The organism is Anabaena sp. FACHB-1237 (assembly GCF_014696225.1).
Lineage (GTDB): Bacteria > Cyanobacteriota > Cyanobacteriia > Cyanobacteriales > Nostocaceae > FACHB-1237.
This window is the reverse complement of record NZ_JACJPV010000019.1, coordinates 1-21,116: the sequence shown is the minus strand read 5'-3', so window position 1 is coordinate 21,116 and position 21,116 is coordinate 1. Positions and strand designations below refer to the sequence as shown.

Genomic DNA, 21,116 nt, shown 5'->3' with positions numbered 1-21,116 from the left:
TAATTGTCACAAATCAAGATTTACAGGATTCAATAATTTACATAATTAATATCACCAATCACCATTAAAATTGTAAATAATACATTAATTGGGCGATCTCATCTCCAGAAAGTTGCAACCGTTTTTGTAAGTCCAATAAATTTCGATAATTACCAAATAACTCACGATTTTCTACCACCAATTCAGCTAAAGATGAATCTATTAATGGAACTTTCATCAAACTCACTACAGAAGCAGTGTTTATATTTATTCTCTTTACTGAATCTAAAGATTGCTCATCATAATAACTGAAATTCAGCAAAGGTTTAAGAGGAAATAACCTTTGTAAAGGCATACCTAAAGCAGCAGCTAGATCCTCAACACAATAAAACACTACACCACTACGAGAAAGTTCTACCAGCGATCGCCCCTGATGAATAGATAACCCTGGCAAACGCAGCCAATCATCCACCGTCGCTTGATTCACATCAATCTGTATTCCCAATTCTATCGCCATCTGTACATCTTCAGCAGACTGCAAGCGATAATAAGGATCACTTAACAATTTTGCTCGTAATTTTTGTAATCTTAAACTTCTAAGTAGCCAGTTCATAAATATATTCTCGCCACCTGATCTACATTTTATCCACAAGTTGACGACGTTTTTGTTCAAACTCATACTCAGAAATCAATCCATCTTCACGGAGACGATCCAACTCCCTTAAAGCATTACTCAGTAATTCTACCTGATTAGTCACAGGTTGGGATAACCTACCCATTGATTGCTCCACATCACCCAAATTAAAATTAGCATCAAACCTATCTTCATCCAAAGTTAAATACCAAACTGCCTCAATAGCACTTGCTACCTTTGGTATAGGTGTCCAAGATAACAAAACATACAAAACTCCCCATAGAGGTTGTCCCAAATAAAATTTATGTAACCCAGAAATTGTTACTGTACCAGAAAAAGCTAGAATAATAGCTATAGTTCGACTTTTACGTTTAGTTAACATATTTTTTTAATTTCTCAAGCATATCTTAAAAGATCAAGCAATAGACATAAGAGTGAACATGAATGTAGGGACAATTCATGAATTTTCCATAGAAGGGGTTTCAAATCACTTGTCTGCCCACAGGCAGGTAGACATTGAATTACCACCAGATATCTCATGATAAAATTCAATCAACACCAAATTTCAGGAATAACCCAAAAAATATATTACCCATAAGTAATATTATAAGCGAATTTACACCAATTAAAACCATAATCAAATACATAATTCTTATTTTCAGTCAATTAACCCTGAAATTATTTTTAGGTAATTGCACTGAAACAGTAAAAAAGGACTAAAATAGTTACTAGTTATTCGCTATTTATACAACAATGTCAGATAATATCCTTACAAAACAATGGTTAAATCTACTGGCTGATCCTTATGCTGTTCTAGGAGTATCAGTTAATGCTCATGATCGTCAGATCAACAAAAGATATCATATTTTAGCAAAACAGTTACACCCTGATCATTATGTCCATACCAATCCAGAAGATCAGGAATTAGCGAGATTAGTTTTTACACAATTGATTAATCCTGCTCATGAACAGATCAAGCATTCAAATAAAAGATTAAATACTATAGCTAAACTACGCGCTCAATCCATAGCCGTAGATACAAATCAACCAGTTGGGATACAAATGTCTATAATTCAATCAATGGCAACCATGACTGGCACAGAAGCACAATTATTTTATGAAGATGCTATTAAATCCTATTCTAATGCACAATATCATTCATTGTATCAATCTTATCAAGTTACAGAACAATTGCATGCTATAAACATGGTATATTTATCATTTCACACAGAAGACAATCAATATAGTGATCAACAAAAACCAATTACTCCCGAGAGAGAAAAAACAATAATAAATCAGCATTCAGGCAATATTAGTCAAACAAATACATCATCAGATAGCATCAATTATGCTCATAAACACTATGAGAGAGCAGTACAATATACTAAACAAAAACAATGGAATTTAGCCACTTTAGAATTGAGAGATGCCATCAAACTAGAACCTGGAAATAGTGATTATTATGCTTTATTAGGAGTAGTATATCTTGAACAGCAGTTTGTAGCCATGGCCAAAGTTTATATCCGGCAAGCCTTAAAATTAAATCCTCAAGACAAATTAGCTATAAGACAGGCCAGAATATTGCAAATTGAAGATAATAATAAAACTAATGGTAAATCTCTAAGTATTGCCTCCCTGTTAAAAAAAATTCAAGGGAAATAGATGTTATTATTCCTATATAAAAATGTCCATAGTGGGTTAGGTAGAGCGATCGCCAAAACTAAAATACTTATAACCTTGTAGACAAATCCTGGGTTTCGTCCGTCAACCTAACCCAGATTAATTAAATATAACCCACATTCCGCACCCCCTGGTGCCACAATACATCAGGTGAATTATTCAATAATAGATAATAAACAAATTTTTCACTTATGAGATATGGAAAAGTGTAAAAACTCTGAAATTAATGATAAAATATGTAAAATACAGCAGTTTCCGTTATTATGAGGTACAGATGTTAATGATAAAACCCTTGTAACACAGGCATCTTGCTGTGTTCATAGTGTACCTCATGTAGATGGAATGTGCTGTATCTTGCTGGCAAGTTTATGATATTTTTGGCAATATTGATCTGCCATTGTTGTCAACCAAGATAATAAAATTTCATTGATATCAGGAGTTTTCATGTATTATTATCCTCTGCAACCACCTTACATTTTATTGCTAATAGGTTTTCTGATGGCGGTAACTTCTGGTATAGCATTATCTGGAACTTTAAAAGTAATTGTCAAAAAATGGCCAGCAAATAGTCCAAATGCAAAAGATAGCAAAAAACGCACTTTTTATCAACAATTATTATTACCATTTGTTGGTATTACTGCTGGTGTTTCTTTGTTTATGTCCTGTGGTTTACAAATATTTGGTTTTCCGTCTCCCTTAGCTATAGGAGTTGGCCTACCTTTAAGTTTAGGTACTTGTTTATTTATTTGGTGGCAATTAGGGGGGTTATTAGATTATGTTAAGGATCAAGGAATGCAATCTTTAGATTTAGATTCTTGGTCTTAGTGTCTTAGTGAAAATGATTGTAGAGACGTTCTATAGAACGTCTCTACAATGTAATTTTAGGTTTTTTGGTTATATAGTTTAACTGTAAATTAGCTGATTAATTATTATCCTTAGTAATTAATTGCCAATCTTCAGCCTGATCTAAAATCCTAACGGATTTTAATTGTAGATTCTCTAAAGTTGGTTTATTCACTAGAAAATAAGGTTTTTGATGATATCCCCAATAAGATTGTAACTGATTAACTGACATAGGAATAATTGTGCGATCGCTATAAAAATCCAATGATGGCCGATGATAAGGAAAAGAAGTATAAACTTCCGTAACTTCTGGATTTAATCTACTAATCATCGCTGCTACTGGTTTCACAGGATACAGAGTATTTAACTCCCAAATCCAAAAATTAGATTTCATTAACAATAGCAGAGAAAGATAACTTCCCCATACTAATATTTTCAAAAATTGTCTATCTCCCCTTTCTGCTAAAATCGCTGCTAAAGTCATAGTTAAAGCTACAGATGCAAAGATAATTTGTAACTCTATTTTGCTGGTACTTCTACAACTAAAATAAATACTTGCGGTAGATGCTAATACAGCTAAAATTGCTAAACTTGTTACCCAAATACGCGGATAACCAGAAAACAGTGGTAAATTTTCTATTTGAGTTAATTGATATCCAAAAGCTAAAGCCAAACTAGGATAAATAGGTAAGATATACCAGGGTAACTTAATAGAAATTAAAGATATTAATAATAAATAAACACCAAACCAGACAATTAACAATTTTGCCCAACTGAAATTATTATTTTCCCAAGTAATGCGGAAAGTGGCTGGCAAAAATATTAACCACGGCCATGTCCATTTAGCAATTTCCATGAGATAATACCAAGGTAATTTTCCATGACTATTACTAATGCTTTTTACAGTTATCAAAGATATTTTCGTATCCATTTCCGTAAAAGAATAACCATATTGTAATACTTGTAAACCATACCAACAACCCACAGGAATGCAACCAATCAAAATGGCTAACCAAAAATAATAACAAGTCAATAATCTTGGTGTATCCCAATATAGAAATATTAACGTTACCACACCTAAACACAGACCAATTTTACCATGAGTTAAACAAATTAATCCAAAACTAATACCCACACCCAAACAGTAACGCAAATCTCGACGTGATCTTAATAAACATAAGATCATCGTCATTAAAAAACAAGCGATCGCCCCCTCCATAATTGCCAATCTACCATAACGTACCACAGGCAACATAGTCAAATAAATTAAAGCACTATAAATAGCTGCCCAACGCTGTCTAAAAATTTCCCTACCAATACAATACAGTAAAGGTACAGAAATAGCCATTAATAAAGCCCCAGGTAAGCGAGTAGTCCATTCATTGATACCACCCATAGCATAAGCCCCAGCCACCAACCAATGTATCAAAGGAGGCTTATCATGGTAGGGTTCACCTGCTAAAGTGGGATAAAGCCAACGCAGAGAATCACTAGGTGCTTGTAATATTTCCCGCGCTACTGTAGCCACAATACCCTCATCTCCATCCTGTAGTGGTAAACCTCCAAGATTAACAGTAAATAAAATTACTGATGCTAATAGTAAAAATACTAACCATAGTGAATCATTACGTTTGTCAACTGCACGATGCTGTTGTTCTACATAACTCCAAATAAAACTTCCTTCTTGCATATTCTATGCTAATTACTGCTACTGTTTAAGTTGATTTTGTAGAGATTAAAGCGTATCTCTGATGTGGCCTGCGAGAAAATGTTTTCTCAGGCTAAACTCCAAATTAACTCAGATTCTCCAAAACAGAGATAATTTTTTGGACAAGATTTCTTATATAGTTATTCCAAGAAGTTTACAAGATTTTTGACTTTTCAATGATATAAAGAATACAATTCTTTAGTCGTTAATTTTTTACCAGGAGAACGTCCATGGGTTTACCCCTTATTTTAGATGTAGCGCTAGGGCTAATTTTTATTTACCTAATTTTAAGTTTACTAGCGTCCGAAATTCAAGAACTGATTGCTACTGTACTACAATGGCGAGCAGATCATCTACGCAAATCAATTGAAATTCTCTTAGCAGGTGACGCGGAAGCATCAGAAAATAGTCAAGTAATACAACTAACAAATAAGATCTATAATAATCCCTTAATTCAAAGCATCAATCAAGAATCTAAAGGATTAATTTCTACCTTACCTCGGAAAATTACCTGGGCATTAGCATCATTTTTCAAAAATTTTAGAAAATCAGATTCTCGATTTAAAAAAGAAACTATTTTTGGTGATCAAAAACACAGTGCGCCCTCTTATATTGGTAGTAAAACCTTTGCGGATACCTTTATGGATACCCTGAAATTACCAATAGTAGTGAAAAAACTCACAGAAATGAGATTAGAGAATTTTAAAGAAGAAAGATTGAATCAAATTAGACAAATACTTTTGCAACTACAAATATATATCAATGAACAAACTATATCCAGCGAATTTACCAAAATTATCGCCGCAGAATTTTGCCAATTAGAACTAGAATACAATAATATTACTAATGATTTTTGTCGAGATAAATATAACATCAGAATGACTGTGCAACGCATGATTTCCAGTTTAGATAAATATATTCAAAACTTTCAAATCATGATGCCAGGAAATGAATATATTTTAGATAAACCTTTGCGTGAATTACAGTTTATGAAACAAGATATCTTTGCTAATGTAGAAACTGCCATTATTATTGGCGGTTTAAACCCGAATATTAACGATATTGTGCAAACTTTTAAGCAAGGAACTGAAATCAACCAAAAAATTATCAACAGTATTCAAGATAAAGACAGTGAAATTTATAAACAAGTTCATGAAATAATTCAAAGTTTACCTGATTCTGTAGTATCCAGTATTGAAACTATGGCTAAACGCGCCCAAATGAGAGCGCAAAGTGTTGAAGAAGGAATGTATCTCCTACGTCAAGAAATTGAACAGACTTTTGATAGTTCTATGGAAAGAGCGGGAGGAGTGTATAAACGCAATGCTAAAGGAGTGGCAATTTTAATTGGTATAACTTTAGCAGTATCCACAAATACTGATACATTTAATATTGTTAATCGCTTATCTAAAGATTCTTTATTGCGAACAGCAATAGTTTATAAAGCCGCGGAAATATCACCACAATCTTCTAATAATCTTGATCCCAAAAATATAGACAAAAATCAATTATTAAAGGATGTTTATTTACCCATTGGTTGGGGAGAAAATAACTTAAAACATCAACTATCATCTGAAAATGATAGTCATCCCAAAAAAATTACTAGTATATTGACCATGATTGCAGGTTGGGCAGTTAGTGGTTTAGCTATTGCCATGGGCGCACCTTTTTGGTTTGAATTACTGGGTAAAGTGATGAATGTACGTAATGCTGGTAAGAAATCTACCACTGCTAAACAAGATAGTTAAAGATACCCGACTTCTTAAAGAAGTCGGGTATCTTGCAGGGAGAAAAATCAGAAAATGAAAATTATTTGTAAATACCATTCCTTACCTTCTCGGATAATCATAATTTTGCGAATAAATTCCCGCAAATAAAACCTTCTTTCCACCTCAGATAAATCTAACCAAAACTGAGGAAGAGAAACAGTTTGCGCCACAGATAATAAATTAACAGGTGGAAGTGCAGCTAATTTAGATTGAAATTGAGAAATTTCTGTGCGAATTTTATAGACCCTTAAATTAGCAGTTTCCCCATCTAAAATACCAGTTTCTACTAAACTTGGTAATTGAGCTAAAATTTGTTGTTGACGAGCGATCGCATTTTCTAAGCTAGTTTTCATAACATCTACAGGCGGAAAATTGACCCTTGCCACAGCCACAGGTAAATCTTGACAAACCTGATGAATAGTTTTTTCTAAAACCTCTTCATAAGCAAGAGCAGCACATTTTGGTTTCAGAGGACATTTAACATTCCGTAAATACAAATACTCCTGATTTTGGTAACGTTGAGTTACACGAGAAATAGTCATTTGTAACTGACATTGATTACAAAATACCAAGCCAGCTAAAGAACGGGGTACACTGGCACTACGAGCAGGTAAACGACTATTTCTGGCTAATAATCTATCAATTTGCGCCCCTTCTTCCCTAGAAATAATTCCTGTATGAGTATTACTAATAACTTCCCCATTGTGATACATCGTATCACCACGATAAACAGGATTAGTCAACCATCTTTTAGCAGTAGTCACAGAAATATTTTTATTGTATTTTTTCCCTATATATTTAACAGAACCTCGTAAAGAACCATATAACAAAAAATTTTCAAAAAAATCCTTAACGACAGGTGCAGTAGTGCGATCAATGATATACTTATTTTGTCCTCGACGATAACCATAGGGACTTTTTCCCGGAGGAGGAGAACCTTCTAAACGATTAATAGCATGGCCTTGACGAATACGACGACTGCGTTGTTCATATTGTATTTCCTGTAATAACTCTAGTAATTGGTCACAAACCTGACGAGAATTTGATGTATAAGATTGCTCTGTAGCAATGATTATTACTCCCATCATTTCTAATTGGTTTCGTCGTTCATTTACCTGTGCAACAGTATCTCCTAACTCACACAAACGACGCAATAATACATATTTTACCCCCTCATATTCACAGTCTCTCAAAAGCTGTTCTAGGTGGGTACGTTCTCCCACGTCTTGATAAATTTTGTCCACATCCCAACCCCATTCATTAATATCACTCATAGTCTCTAAGAGAGGATCTGTATAAAGATAAACCACTATTTTCATAAATCATCAAATAATTTAATTACTGGACTTTTTGGTAAAATAATTAATAGGAGAGTTATTTCTCGCTTATTAATCATTTTAATATTCCTGATCAAAACTAGAACAAGCTGAATTAGCTATTGTCACTTATACAAATAGAGAAAATAAGCATCCTTAACTTCCTGTTTTTGATTGTATCAACTAATCAATTAACTCTGAACTTACTTAAAAAGTGACAGAACAGCATCCTATAACTTATACCCACAAAACCCTACAGTATCACATCTCTTTAGTTTATGAGATGAGGTTATGAGATAAATTTATCGCGTTCCCCAGTCTAATCAAGTACAAAATTATCTGCATTACTATGCTTCCATCTGCGTTCCATTATTACTGGTTGTACTTCACTTGAATGGAAATGGCTATATTGAGATTGACAACATAATTATTGATTCATATTTATCAGCTATGAATTCTCCTTACATGGATATAATTTTAGATTCAGAATCAAATTCAGAAATTCTGGACATTGGCAACAATCAACAATTTCCTGGAAAAATTCGTACAAGATTTGCTAAAAAACTAATTCGTAATAGTTTAAGAGCTTCTACAATAGATGCTATTTTTGCCTCCGTCTTTTCCTTAGGAACAGGAGGAGTTTTACTGAGTAACTTTTTAGTAGAATTAAATGCCACTCCAGTAATATTTGGGATGTTATCATCCATCCCCATGATAGTAAATTTTATTCAACCAATAGGGGCTTACATATCAGAAAAAACCCACAGTAGATTTCAATATTCCCTAGTTACCTTTGGTGCTTCTCGTTTATTGTGGATTAGTTTATTAATAGGAATTACTGCTCATAGCCAAAACTTGTTAAATAATCAAAAACTAATAATATTAACATTAATAATTTTACTTGGCAGTAACTTATTAGCAGCACTGGGAGCGCCGTCTTGGTTAAGTTGGTTAGCTATGATAATTCCTAGTAAATTAAGAGGGAGATATTTTGGTTTACGTACTAGTGCTGCTAATCTGACTAATTTACTATGTGTGCCTTTAGCAGGAATAATGATCTCACATTGGTATAGTGGATCAATTCAAGGTTATGGTTTAGTTGTATTGATCAGTATTATTTTTGGGATAATGGCTTTAGGATGTCAATATTTTCAAGTAGATATTAACCCTCAAATCCAAAATCATCAATTAACAGAATTTTCTCCCACTGAAAATAATCATAGCCCAGCTAATAGTAATAACAGCACCCAAGAAAGTAGCATCATTAGTAGTCTTTGTCAAAATACTAACTTTTTAATCTTTCTTCTCTACTTTAGTATTTGGATGTTAGCAGTACATTTGAGTGCCCCATTTTTCAATCTTTACTTATTAGATACCTTAAATTTAGATGTAAGTTTAGTAACCATTTATAGTAGTTTACAAACAGGGGCAAATTTATTAATGTTGATTTTTTGGGGAAAATTAGCTGATAAGATTGGTAATCGTTATATTCTAATATTTGTAGGTTTGTTGGTAGCCATTACACCATTATTATGGATAGGAATTAGTAATAGAGAATTAGATATTTGGTTATGGTTACCATTGCTGCATATTTTTGCAGGAATAACTTGGGGAGGAATTGACATTTGTACAACTAATATGTATTTAACTATTGCCCCGACGAGAAATCAATCTATTTATTTTGCGATCGCTGCTGCTGTAGCTGGAGTTAGCGGAGCCTTAGGTACAACCATAGGCGGTTTTATCACACAAATTCCCTATTTGGGCGGTTTAATAGGATTATTCGCTATTTCGTCAATTCTGCGCTTTCTAGGGTTAATTCCATTAATGTTTGTTAAAGAACCAGAAAGGTGATTGGTAATTGGATAAAATGTATTTTTCCGTTCGCCCCTCTCCCAACTCCCGCACTCTGGATCTTAGACCTGACTGCTGTTTTAATAAATATTTACAACACTGGCAAAATACTGTCAGTAGGTACATAATAGATATTGTTACCTGGAATATTTTGATATTTTTGTTTTGGTGACTCAGAACTGATAATATAGCTTAGGCAAACTAGTACCGCAAAGCGGAAGTCATGCCTTGAAAAGTCAAAACTAAGACATTATAGGCTTTTTAACGATTTAGAATAGTTGGTTTATTTCCGCCAAGCTGTACTAGACATAAAATAATTAAGTGTTAGTGATTAAGAGTAATCAAGAGTAAAATATATGACGGAACCACAACCACGTCAAGCTCCTCCCATGCCTCCACCTCCATTAACCACAGGGGCAAGTCAACGTCAAGTAACAAAACCACTGGATGATTCGACACAACTAAATACTCCTTGGACAAACCCACCAACATTTCCCACTATGACTATACCAGTAGCGGGAAACCGTCCTCCAGTAGCATCACCTCCGGTAATGTTAGCTACTCCAGTAGCACCACAAAGTAATACTTCAGGTATAACTTTAGCCCAACTCGTAAAAGAAGCCTTTGATAACAGTTATTCCGATGTTCACTTAGGAGTAGGAGAATCTCCTCGTTTCCGATATCGGGGCGAAATACAAATGACAGATTATCCTGAAACTGATAAAGCTACTTTTATGAGTTGGTTAACGGAAATTCTTACAAATGCACAAATTCAAAGATTTCAAGAAGAATTAGAATTTGACGGTGCAACTCAATATGAATTTGCCCGTGTGCGGATTAACGTTTTTGACTCTTTTAAAGGATATGCTATGGTATTGCGGTTAATTCCTATCAATATTCTTTCTATAGATCAGTTAAGATTACCGCCAGTTTTCCGTGATCTGTGTCATGTTGATAAAGGTTTAATTTTAGTCACAGGTCCTACAGGTTCAGGTAAATCCACTACAATAGCTGCGATGATTGATTATATCAATCGAGAAATGGCTAAACATATTATTACAATTGAAGACCCAGTAGAATTTGTTCACCAAAGCCGTAAGTCCTTAGTTAGACAACGGGAAGTAGGGATGCACACTCGTAAATTTGATAATGCCTTAAAAGCAGCTTTACGGGAAGATCCAGATTTGATTCTAGTGGGTGAAATTCGGGATAAGGAAACTGTAAATACTGCTCTCAAAGCAGCGCAAACAGGTCACTTAGTCATGGGAACACTGCACACAAATAGTGCGGTAAAAACCATTGAACGGATATTAAACTTGTATTCTGGGGAAGAACAAGCTGCCATAAGGGTAGCATTGGCGGAGGCATTAGTTTGTATTATTGCTCAAGGTTTGTGTAAAACTACTGATGCTAAACGGGCGGCTTTCCACGATATCTTGATCAATACAGAAGCGATTAAAGAATGGATTAAACATGGTAAATATGATGAAATTGAGGATTTGATGAAACAAACTAGTTTTGATGGCATGGTTACGATGAATCAATCTTTATTTAATCTCTATCAAGAAGGAAGAATTACCGAAGAAATTGCTTTGGAAATGTCACCAACTCCAAATGAAATGGCACAATTCTTACGAGGTCGTGTTTAATTAATATTGGATCTTAAGGAGCAGGGAGCAGGATAAATATATTTTACCGAAATTGTACCGAATCGCTAATCACCAATTACCGTACTACATTGAACTTGTCTAAACCTAAATTATTCAAAGGTATTGCTTTGTTTACGCCGGGAGGAGATTTAATTTACTGTCTCGATCCTAGTAAACAAGGACGATGGCATTTACATTTATGTGTGGCTTTACAAGAGATTTTAAACCTATCCGAACCACCACATTTTTTAGTTCCTTGTTATACAGCTACTATTGATCATTGGTTGAATCCACGTACTCAAAAAGTACAGGTATTTGCTGAGGCTTATCCAGCAGTAATGCGTCATCAAGCCGTACTAAATACAATTTTTGGGATGGGTAACTTAGTATGGCAACCAGCGCCTTGGCAAGAGGGAGTATGCGATCGCCTGGTATTATCAACCTATCGTGCTTCATTTCCCCAATTATGGGAAGATCATGATTTAGTGGTGAGAATAGATGTGAATGATACAACAGTTGAGCATCAAATCATCACAACACAACTATCAAGGGATAATGCTCAGGGTTATGTTTTAAGATTATTTATTGCAGGCCATAGTACCTCCACAGAAAAAATATTACATAATTTACATACATCTTTAGAGCGATCGCTAAAATATCCTTATACTTTAAAAGTAATTGATGTATTAACCCATCCTGAACAAGCAGAAATTAATCAAGTTTCTGCAACTCCAACTTTAGTGAAAGTGTGGCCACATCCTATTAAGAGAATAGTGGGAAATTTGGATAATGTAGATAAAATACTGCAAATGCTAGGGGCGCAATAGGAAATGGTTGGTGAATATTGTGAGCAAGTTTTAATTAAAGATGGAGAAGCGGAATTAAATAATACAATTAGATTTAGCCTTAGAACGTAAACAAACATTGGAGGCGTAAAAATGACAAAAAAACCTTATGAAACTGGCAATTTATTTCTGGCAATTTATTTCCAAACAGGTTAAAATATACCTAATTTACCCTAAAAATCTGTAAATATGATCAACCTTACCTGGCTAGATAGTAACAGTTGGTTACTAGAAACTAGCACTACAAACAACACCAAAATATTAATTGATCCTTGGTTAATTGGTGACTTAACCTTTAATAATATAGACTGGTTATTTAAAGGTTCTCGCGTAAAAGATCGCGTCATTCCCGACAATATAGACTTAATTATCCTATCTCAAGGATTAGAAGATCACGCCCATCCACCAACGTTAAAACAACTAGATAAAAATATTCCTGTTATTGCTTCACCAAATGCAACTAAAGTAGTTCAACAATTAGGATATCGAGAAATTATTACTTTAGAACATGGTCAACAATTCACATTGAAAAATCAATTATTAATTACCGCATTTCCTGGTTCTCCCATAGGTCCTACCTTAACGGAAAATGCCTATTTAATCAAAGATATCATCAGCAATTATAGCATTTATTATGAACCTCATGGTTATCATTCGGCTGCCATTAAAGAAATTCCATCTATAGATGTGGTAATTACACCCACAATTGATTTAGGATTACCATTATTAGGTAACATTATTCAAGGGATGAATAATACTTTAGAATTAGCCAAAAATGTCAAACCACAATTTATATTACCCACTGCTGCGGGAGGAGATATTACCTTTACAGGAATAATAGCCAAGTTTTTGCAAGCAAAAGGAACAGCAACAGAATTACAAACATTACTGTCACAAAATAACTTAAACACCAAAGTATTAACTCCCATACCAGGTGAAAAAATTACCTTAAATTAAGGTAGCGCAAGCATCTTGCTTGTGATCCTGATCCAAAAGGTAGCGCAAGCATCTTGCTTGTATTCCTGATCCAAATTGACAACATAACACCTGATCACTTATCATAAGTAAAACCACTATAGCAATCCTAGGCCAATTGCGAGAAAACACCTAAATAAAAATCCTTGTTTTATAAGCATTGGATGCTTATTAAACTCTCACGGATGAATTAGGATTGCTATATAATAAAAATTTATATATTAGATTACTGACAACATAGGCTATCATCGAAGTCTGAAAAACTTAGTTTGTCTATACTTGAGGAGTGAAAATTGTCATGTCTAAACTGCGTATATCCCTGACTTTCACCATAGTTTCTTTAGCCAGTAGTTTGTTTTTAGCATCTTGTGAAAATACTACGTCCACGACAGAAAGCACCACTACCCCAGCAGCTACTTCTACCACTGCTAACACTAAAGGCTTAAAAATAGGTAGTTTATCACCTAATACTGGTGACTTAGCCTCTATTGGACAACAAATGGTGGGTTCAGTACCCTTATTAGTAGATACTGTCAACGCTTGTGGCGGTGTCAACGGTGAAAAAGTGACATTAATACAAGTAGATGATCAAACTGATCCTAAAGCTGGTGCAGCAGGAATGACAAAATTAGCTACTTTAGATAAAGTTGCAGGTGTGGTAGGTTCTTTTGCCAGTAGTGTTTCCACTGCGGCGGTTTCCGTAGCTGTACCGAATAAGGTGATGTTAATTTCTCCTGGTAGCACAAGTCCAGTATTTACTGAGAAAGCAAAAAAAGGCGAATTTCAAGGTTATTGGGCGCGTACCGCACCTCCAGACACATATCAAGCCTTAGCTTTAGCCCAATTGGCTAAAACAAAAGGATTTAAAAGAGTTGCTACAGTTGTGATCAATAATGATTATGGTGTAGGTTTTGAAAAAGTATTTGTGGAAAGTTTTGAGAAATTAGGCGGAACTGTAGTTAATAAAGATAAACCTGTACGTTATGATCCTAAGGCTCAAACTTTTGATACAGAAGCTAATGCTACTTTTGCTGGTAAGCCTGATGCTGTAGTTGCTGTGATGTATGCAGAGACAGGTAGTTTATTCCTCAAGGCTGCTTATCAACAAGGTTTAGCTAAGGGTGTACAAATTCTGCTGACTGATGGCGTAAAATCTGATACTTTCCCTACCCAAGTTGGTAAAGGTCCTGATGGTAAATATTTACTATCTGGTGCTATTGGTACTGTACCTGGTTCTAGTGGTCCAGGTTTAGAAGCATTTAATAAGTTATGGAAGGAGAAAAAAGGAGGCACACCAGGAGAGTACGCGCCTCAAGCCTGGGATGCTACCGCTTTGTTGGTTTTATCCGCTCAAGCGGCTAAGGAAAATACAGGGGTAGGTATTGCTAAGAACTTGCGGGGAGTTGCTGGTGGTGATGGTATTCCTGTTAGTGATGTGTGTGAAGGTCTAAAGCTGTTAAGAGAGGGTAAAAAGATTAATTATCAAGGTGCAAGCGGTGATGTGGATATAGATGCTAATGGTGATGTACTTGGTATTTATGATGTGTGGACTGTGGGAGATGATGGTAAAATCAAGGATACTCGTGAGAAGATAAATCCTAAGTAGGACTTGCTGAATAAATGTAAAACCTAAAACATAGATATATCAAAGGTTACAGGCTGATCAACACGCAAAAAGTGCCAGGGTTTTTCAGGGGATACCTCAAAAAGCCTATATTCTGGGTTGAAGAAATCAGAAAATTTGCCCATGACAGATAGCTAAAACTGTCCCCTGTCCCCCACTCCCATTTTTCCTGGCAATATTTACTGATCATGCCATAGCAGTAGGAGTTGCATTGTTTATCATATTGAGATTCAATCACGACTGCGAGTAATGGCAATACTAATCTTACCGCTAAAATCAGGGATAGGAGCGTTAGGTTTAATAACTACTACTTGTATTTGAGAAATTTGGGGACTATGTTTGAGGATGGTATCAGCGATCGCTCCTGCTAATCTTTCTAATAGGTCAAATTGAGAGTTTTTCACTAAGTCTTGTACTAAACTAATAATAGCACGATAATCTACTGTATCTTGAATATTATCCGTTTTACTAGCACTGTGTAGATCCAGGAACAATTTTAAATCCACTTCAAACCATTGGCCTAAAACCTTTTCTTGTGGTAACAAACCAATATAACCATAGCAAGCAATTCCTGTTAAATGTATAGAGTCCATAAATTGATAATTAATTGATAATTGACAGTTGCTAGTTGTAGGGTGCGTCAGACAGCATAAATTGTGTAAATAACCAAATTGTTCATATCTGACGCACCCTACCAATGTATTCTTCAAGAAGTCGAGGATCTTGTTGCTGGATATAGATATATATTAAGATCAGTGATTATATCATTGAGTGATTATTTTTGAGGTAAAAAAGTGAGTCAATCTTCATTAAGCAGGAAATTAACCCAGTCTTTTGGTGTACTGCTGGGTATGACTATTTCTCTATATGTACTCAGAGGTTTTGGTATTGTGACATTTTTACCTGGAGGTGTGATTCTGTTATTATTTTTTGGGGCAATTGGTACTTTAATATTTAATTATATACAAAGAACTTGGTGGCGATATTAGATAATTTATCAAGTTTGTAGATAACTCCTGACTCGGATCAACTTATTTATGAAAGTTATAGTTATTGGTGGTGGTGCAGCAGGTTTTTTTGGCGCGATAGCTTGTGCTGAATATTATCCTGGGACACAAGTTACACTAATTGAAGCTGGACGTACACCTTTAGCAAAGGTTTTAATTTCTGGCGGTGGACGTTGTAATGTTACTCATGCTTGTTTTATACCATCGGAATTAGTACATAATTATCCTAGAGGTGCTAAAGCCTTGCGAGGTTCTTTTAGTCGTTTTCAGCCCCAAGATACCGTTGCTTGGTTTGCATCTAAAGGTGTAAGGTTGAAAACGGAAGCGGATGGAAGAATGTTCCCTATTACGGATCATTCGGAAACTATTGTGGAATGTTTAATTAAGACGGCGGCGGATGTAGGTGTTAATCTGAGTTTGGGTAAATCTGTAGTTGGCGTAGAAAAACAAAGTCAATGTTTTTCAGTTATTCTCAAGTCAGGAGAAAGTTTAGAGTGCGATCGCTTACTTTTGGCCACAGGTAGTAGTAGAATTGGTTATAAAATAGCTGAAAAACTAGGTCATACTATCGAAGCACCTGTACCATCGCTATTTACTTTTAATATAGCAGATGCTAATTTGCGAAATTTATCGGGAATTAGTGTAAGTAATGTAAATCTGAAGTTATTGTTACCTAAAGAAACCCCATTACAACAAACAGGACCATTATTAATTACCCATTGGGGAATAAGTGGACCTGGAGTATTAAAACTTTCTGCTTGGGGTGCAAGAGTTTTACATAAAAATAACTATCAATGTAAATTGTTGATTAACTGGTTGCCAAGTTTAACACAACAACAAGTCAAAGAACAGCTTTTAGCTGTCAAAGAACAATGGGGTAAAAAAGCGATCGCTCTCCATCGTGGTGTAGACTTACCTCATCGTCTTTGGCAATATATGATTAATCGTGTCAATATTAATACTCAAGACCGATGGGCAGAAATATCTAAAAGTAAATTAAATCAGCTAGTACAAGAAATTTCTCAGGGAGAATACGTAATTAACGGTAAAGGAGTTTTTAAAGATGAATTTGTAACCTGTGGAGGAATTAATCTTAAAGAAGTAAATTTTCAAACAATGGAAAGTAAAATTACTCCAGGGTTGTTTTTTGCTGGAGAAATATTAGATATTGATGGTATTACAGGTGGTTTTAATTTTCAAAGTGCTTGGACTACAGCTTATATAGCAGGAAAGTCTATAGTATGATTGTTATTTGATGAATAATAGCGATCTAAATTGACTCAGATGTGGTAAAAACAAGAAAATCAAATTAGCAGGACTTACGCAACTGGTACATTGGTAGGGTGCATCAGACAGTATAAATCATGCAAATAACCAAATTGTTGATATCTGACGCACCCACTCAACAGATTTTTTAGTGTGACACTTGCGTAAGTCGTAATTAGGAAAAAATCAGGGAAAATATGACTATGAAATTAATGATCAAATTTAGTGAAATTACACATCAATTAGGTAATGTGGTCACTGCTTATAGTAACTTAGATACAGATCCAGAAATTAATGGAGTAGCGGCTGTGGATGAAGCGATCGCAGGTAATATTAGTTATATAGAAAGTCCGAAATTTACCACATCTATTGATTCTACAAATGCCACTGCTTTGATTTTACCTAATGATGAGAATTTACAAGCTAAGGCAACAAATAGGGGTATAGCTTGGATAGCAACTACTAACCCCAGATTAGTATTTGCTCAAACTATTGGTTTATTTTATCAGCCCTATTCTCCTCAACCATCTATTCATCCTAGTGCGGTAATTCATACTACAGCAAAAATAGGCAATAATGCTGCTATTGGTGCCCATGTAGTCATTGAACAAGGTGTGGAAATTGGTAATGATGTGATTATACATCCCAATGTAGTGATTTATCCAGATGTGAAAATAGGCGATCGCACCACTTTACACGCTAATTGTACTATTCATGAACGTAGTCAAATTGGTGCAGATTGTGTAATTCATAGTGGTGCTGTTATCGGTGCGGAAGGTTTTGGTTTTGTTCCCACTCCCACGGGATGGTTGAAAATGCACCAATCAGGTTATACAGTGTTAGAAGATAGTGTAGAAATAGGTTGTAACAGTGCGGTGGATCGTCCTGCGGTGGGAGAAACAAGAATAGGGAAAAATACAAAAATTGATAATTTAGTACAGATAGGACATGGCTGTAAAATAGGCTCTGGTTGCGCCATAGCAGGTCAAGCAGGACTAGCTGGAGGGGTAAAAATCGGAAATCGGGTCATATTAGCTGGACAAGTGGGTATTGCTAATCAGGTAGAAATTGGAGATGGAGCGATGGCTTCTGCACAAACAGGCATTCATAAGGATGTTGCACCGGGAGAAGTGGTTTCAGGTACACCAGCAGTAGCTCATAAAGTTTATTTGAAGGTTGCAGCTATTTACAATCATTTACCAGCAATATATCAGCAATTCAGAAAAATGCAACGGCAAAAAATAAATGATGATTAATATGATTGAAAACGGTATGCTACTAAAATTTGTCCTACTGCATCAACTATGAAAAGAAACAGATTGTTAATATCTGATACAACCTACCAATATTCCACTTGAGTAAGTTCTACCATTGAGTTAAAATAAACCTCAAACATAGTATTAGTTATGAAAAAACTGATAAATAAACCAGAAGACTTTACCAAAGAAAGTTTACAAGGAATGATATTAGCCCATAGTGATATCATTAAAATTAATTATGAACCAACTTTTATTTACCGTGCTGATGCACCTCAAGAGGGAAAAGTCGGTATAATTTCTGGTGGTGGTAGTGGCCATGAACCTCTCCACGTCGGTTTTGTGGGTAGAGGTATGTTAGATGCCGCTTGTCCAGGAGAAGTATTCACCTCACCTACACCTGATCAGATGTTAGCAGCTGCTAAAAAAATAGATAGTAGTGCAGGAATATTATATATCGTTAAAAACTATAGTGGCGATGTAATGAATTTTGAAATGGCTGTGGAATTTGCCCATTTAGAAGGAATCAATATTCAAAGTATTATTATAGATGATGATGTAGCTGTAAAAGATAGTTTATATACTCAAGGACGTAGAGGGGTAGGTACAACTGTATTAGCGGAAAAAATCTGTGGTGCAGCCGCCGAAAAAGGTTATAGTTTACAACAATTAAAAGAATTGTGTAAAAAAGTGAATCAAAATGGCCGTAGTATGGGAATAGCATTAACCTCCTGTACCGTACCAGCAAAAGGAACACCAACCTTTATTTTAGGAGATAATGAAGTAGAATTAGGAATTGGCATACATGGTGAACCTGGTAGAGAACGAGTTACTATCAAGTCAGGTGATGAAATTACGGAAATTTTAGCCAATGCTATCATTTATGATACACCGTATCAGCGTCCGTTGCGAGAATGGGATCAAGCACAGGGAAAATGGCAAGATGTAGAACTATTAAATAAACCCTGGCAAAAAGGCGATCGCTTACTAGCCTATGTTAATAGTATGGGGGGGACACCAATATCGGAACTTTATCTCATCTACCGCAAACTAGCAGAAATTTGTCACAGAGAGGGACTGGAAATAGTGAGAAATCTCATAGGTCCATATATGACATCTTTAGAAATGCAAGGTTGCTCTATTACGCTACTAAAATTAGATGAGGAAATGTTGCGACTGTGGGATGAACCCGTTAAAACTGCTAGTTTACGTTGGGGAGTATAGCATGATCACTCAAGGACAAATTATTGCATGGCTGGAAGTATTTGCCCATGTCATAGAACATCATAAAGATCAATTAACAGAATTAGATGCAGCTATTGGCGATGCAGATCATGGTATTAATATGGATCGCGGTTTTAAGAAAATTACTACTCTGCTACAAAGTTTCACTAATAAAGATATTAGTAGTATTTTTAAAAATGTAAGTATGACGTTAATTTCTAGTATTGGAGGAGCAAGTGGGCCTTTATATGGAACATGGTTTTTAAGAGCTAGTGCTATTACTACAAATAAACAAATATTAATAAATGAAGATATATCAGCTTTATTTAAAGCAGGATTAGAAGGGGTTATGGAACGTGGTAAGACCAACTTAGGCGATAAAACAATGGTGGATGTATTGTATCCTGCGATGGTTGCTTTTGAGCAAGGTGTGGAAAATAATATAGATACTGTGGGAGCTTTGAGATTAGCTGTAGCGGCAGCAGAACAGGGACTTAAAGATACTATCCCAATGGTAGCAAAAAAGGGGAGAGCCAGTTATTTAGGCGATCGCAGTATAGGGCATCAGGATCCTGGAGGTACATCTGCTTATTGGATGTTACGTAGTTTGTTAGAAGTAGTAGATAATCATGGAACATAGCTATCCAATATATTAGGGTATATTACACAGTATAAAGTAAATAAGCAAATTTTCGATGATGAAGATACAGGGAAAATTGTTATTTTACCCTGGCAATTTGTTGTAAAATAAAAATTGTAGATTGGGGATATTGTAATAATAGCATTAGTAATTTTACATGAGACTTTAGAAAATATTCAGCTTGCAGATGAATTGGTGAAAATTGATTTATAATTGTTGATTTTTCACTATTTTTCACTTGATAGGGGGTGCTAAATGCGTAGAGATTCTATTTTTTATAAACTCTTTCAACAATATCCATTTGTATTATTTCAACTATTAGATAAACCGCCGAAAAATGCAGATGCTTATAGATTTGATTCTGTAGCAGTTAAAGAACCTAAATTTGAAATTGATGGGGTGTTTTTACCTCCAGAAAATCACAGTCCTGGTACAGTTTATTTCTGCGAAGTACAGATATTCAACAATTACCTGTCTGGGTAGGGTTAATGGTACTGACGACTTTAAAAGAAAGTCAAGCACCAGCAGCAGCTAGGTACTTATTAACAAGAAGTAATCAAGACAATCCATCGAATGAGATTGTCCTAAGTTGACAATTTAATAGGCAAACCTGTACACTCATAGACAAACCTAGGGGTGATTTTATGTTTAAGCCTCATGAATTTGCTAAAAAGATTGGAGTTTCAGTTAAGACCTTGCAGAGATGGGATGTAGAAGGGGAACTTCCAGCCAAGAGGACTTTGTCGGGGCATCGTTTTTACACCTAAGATGATTTATTGATTACTCAAGGGTTAAAACCTATAGAGTCAAAACGAAAAGTGGTTGTTTATTGCCGAGTATCTTCTAG

General features: G+C 35.2%; 19 protein-coding genes and 1 pseudogene. 15 read left to right on the top strand and 5 right to left on the bottom strand.

Annotated features, from left to right (window positions below):
- Positions 1–64: 64 nt before the first annotated feature.
- Entirely contained in the window at positions 65–592 is a 528-nt protein-coding gene (locus tag H6F32_RS11370; protein WP_190369445.1) for a ComEA family DNA-binding protein, read from the bottom strand.
- Between the two features lie 22 nt (positions 593–614).
- Positions 615–995, bottom strand: a complete 381-nt coding sequence (locus tag H6F32_RS11365; protein WP_190369444.1) for an NINE protein — start codon at positions 993–995, stop codon at positions 615–617.
- Between the two features lie 371 nt (positions 996–1,366).
- On the opposite strand from H6F32_RS11365, the gene H6F32_RS11360 reads away from it, so the two are divergent.
- Both H6F32_RS11360 and H6F32_RS11355 read left to right on the top strand, forming a co-directional pair.
- Positions 1,367–2,275 carry a DnaJ domain-containing protein gene (locus H6F32_RS11360; RefSeq protein WP_190369443.1) on the top strand — a complete coding sequence of 303 codons (909 nt, stop codon included), beginning with the start codon at positions 1,367–1,369 and terminating at the stop codon, positions 2,273–2,275.
- Between the two features lie 462 nt (positions 2,276–2,737).
- Positions 2,738–3,118, top strand: a complete 381-nt coding sequence (locus H6F32_RS11355; RefSeq protein ID WP_190369442.1) for a hypothetical protein — start codon at positions 2,738–2,740, stop codon at positions 3,116–3,118.
- Between the two features lie 97 nt (positions 3,119–3,215).
- On the opposite strand, the gene H6F32_RS11350 is transcribed toward H6F32_RS11355, so the two are convergent.
- Positions 3,216–4,826, bottom strand: a complete 1,611-nt coding sequence (locus H6F32_RS11350; RefSeq protein ID WP_190369441.1) for a glycosyltransferase family 39 protein — start codon at positions 4,824–4,826, stop codon at positions 3,216–3,218.
- A 248-nt stretch (positions 4,827–5,074) separates the two neighbouring features.
- Between H6F32_RS11350 and H6F32_RS11345 the strand changes: the two genes are divergently transcribed.
- Positions 5,075–6,592: a hypothetical protein gene (locus H6F32_RS11345; RefSeq protein ID WP_190369440.1), complete on the top strand. Its 1,518-nt coding sequence runs from the start codon at positions 5,075–5,077 to the stop codon at positions 6,590–6,592.
- Between the two features lie 47 nt (positions 6,593–6,639).
- Here the strand turns inward: H6F32_RS11345 and H6F32_RS11340 are convergent, their stop codons facing one another.
- Positions 6,640–7,932: a recombinase family protein gene (locus H6F32_RS11340; RefSeq protein ID WP_190369439.1), complete on the bottom strand. Its 1,293-nt coding sequence runs from the start codon at positions 7,930–7,932 to the stop codon at positions 6,640–6,642.
- Between the two features lie 447 nt (positions 7,933–8,379).
- On the opposite strand from H6F32_RS11340, the gene H6F32_RS11335 reads away from it, so the two are divergent.
- From H6F32_RS11335 to H6F32_RS11315, 5 genes are all read left to right on the top strand, one after another.
- Complete coding sequence (locus tag H6F32_RS11335) at positions 8,380–9,783, top strand: MFS transporter (protein ID WP_242031110.1); 1,404 nt, start codon at positions 8,380–8,382, stop codon at positions 9,781–9,783.
- A gap of 356 nt (positions 9,784–10,139) precedes the next feature.
- Positions 10,140–11,432 (top strand): type IV pilus twitching motility protein PilT, encoded by a 1,293-nt coding sequence (locus H6F32_RS11330; RefSeq protein ID WP_190369438.1) that lies wholly within the window; start codon positions 10,140–10,142, stop codon positions 11,430–11,432.
- 95 nt (positions 11,433–11,527) lie between these two features.
- The gene (locus H6F32_RS11325; protein WP_242031109.1) at positions 11,528–12,259 is read left to right on the top strand and encodes a circadian clock KaiB family protein; all 732 of its coding nucleotides are present in this window, start codon (positions 11,528–11,530) and stop codon (positions 12,257–12,259) included.
- Positions 12,260–12,469: 210 nt separating this feature from the next.
- Positions 12,470–13,234 (top strand): MBL fold metallo-hydrolase, encoded by a 765-nt coding sequence (locus H6F32_RS11320; RefSeq protein WP_190369494.1) that lies wholly within the window; start codon positions 12,470–12,472, stop codon positions 13,232–13,234.
- A gap of 316 nt (positions 13,235–13,550) precedes the next feature.
- Positions 13,551–14,858 carry an ABC transporter substrate-binding protein gene (locus tag H6F32_RS11315; protein WP_190369436.1) on the top strand — a complete coding sequence of 436 codons (1,308 nt, stop codon included), beginning with the start codon at positions 13,551–13,553 and terminating at the stop codon, positions 14,856–14,858.
- Positions 14,859–15,106: 248 nt separating this feature from the next.
- Here H6F32_RS11315 and folB read toward each other — a convergent pair whose 3' ends face one another.
- Positions 15,107–15,469: a dihydroneopterin aldolase gene (gene folB / locus H6F32_RS11310; protein WP_190369435.1), complete on the bottom strand. Its 363-nt coding sequence runs from the start codon at positions 15,467–15,469 to the stop codon at positions 15,107–15,109.
- A 201-nt stretch (positions 15,470–15,670) separates the two neighbouring features.
- Between folB and H6F32_RS11305 the strand changes: the two genes are divergently transcribed.
- The 7 genes and pseudogenes from H6F32_RS11305 (at position 15,671) to H6F32_RS20540 (ending at position 21,036) form a co-directional block, all read left to right on the top strand.
- Positions 15,671–15,865: a hypothetical protein gene (locus H6F32_RS11305; protein ID WP_190369434.1), complete on the top strand. Its 195-nt coding sequence runs from the start codon at positions 15,671–15,673 to the stop codon at positions 15,863–15,865.
- A 48-nt stretch (positions 15,866–15,913) separates the two neighbouring features.
- Positions 15,914–17,128 carry an NAD(P)/FAD-dependent oxidoreductase gene (locus H6F32_RS11300; RefSeq protein WP_190369433.1) on the top strand — a complete coding sequence of 405 codons (1,215 nt, stop codon included), beginning with the start codon at positions 15,914–15,916 and terminating at the stop codon, positions 17,126–17,128.
- A 236-nt stretch (positions 17,129–17,364) separates the two neighbouring features.
- Positions 17,365–18,405 carry a UDP-3-O-(3-hydroxymyristoyl)glucosamine N-acyltransferase gene (lpxD, locus tag H6F32_RS11295; protein ID WP_190369493.1) on the top strand — a complete coding sequence of 347 codons (1,041 nt, stop codon included), beginning with the start codon at positions 17,365–17,367 and terminating at the stop codon, positions 18,403–18,405.
- 150 nt (positions 18,406–18,555) lie between these two features.
- Positions 18,556–19,629, top strand: coding sequence for a dihydroxyacetone kinase subunit DhaK (gene dhaK, locus H6F32_RS11290; protein ID WP_190369432.1), 1,074 nt, complete (start codon positions 18,556–18,558; stop codon positions 19,627–19,629).
- 1 nt (position 19,630) lies between these two features.
- On the top strand, positions 19,631–20,269 hold the full coding sequence (dhaL, locus tag H6F32_RS11285) for a dihydroxyacetone kinase subunit DhaL (RefSeq protein ID WP_190369431.1): 639 nt from the start codon (positions 19,631–19,633) through the stop codon (positions 20,267–20,269).
- Between the two features lie 255 nt (positions 20,270–20,524).
- A pseudogene (locus tag H6F32_RS11280) lies at positions 20,525–20,844 on the top strand (DUF2887 domain-containing protein); the annotation flags it as partial.
- Between the two features lie 69 nt (positions 20,845–20,913).
- Positions 20,914–21,036, top strand: a complete 123-nt coding sequence (locus H6F32_RS20540; RefSeq protein WP_242031107.1) for a MerR family DNA-binding transcriptional regulator — start codon at positions 20,914–20,916, stop codon at positions 21,034–21,036.
- The last annotated feature ends 80 nt before the right edge of the window (positions 21,037–21,116 follow it).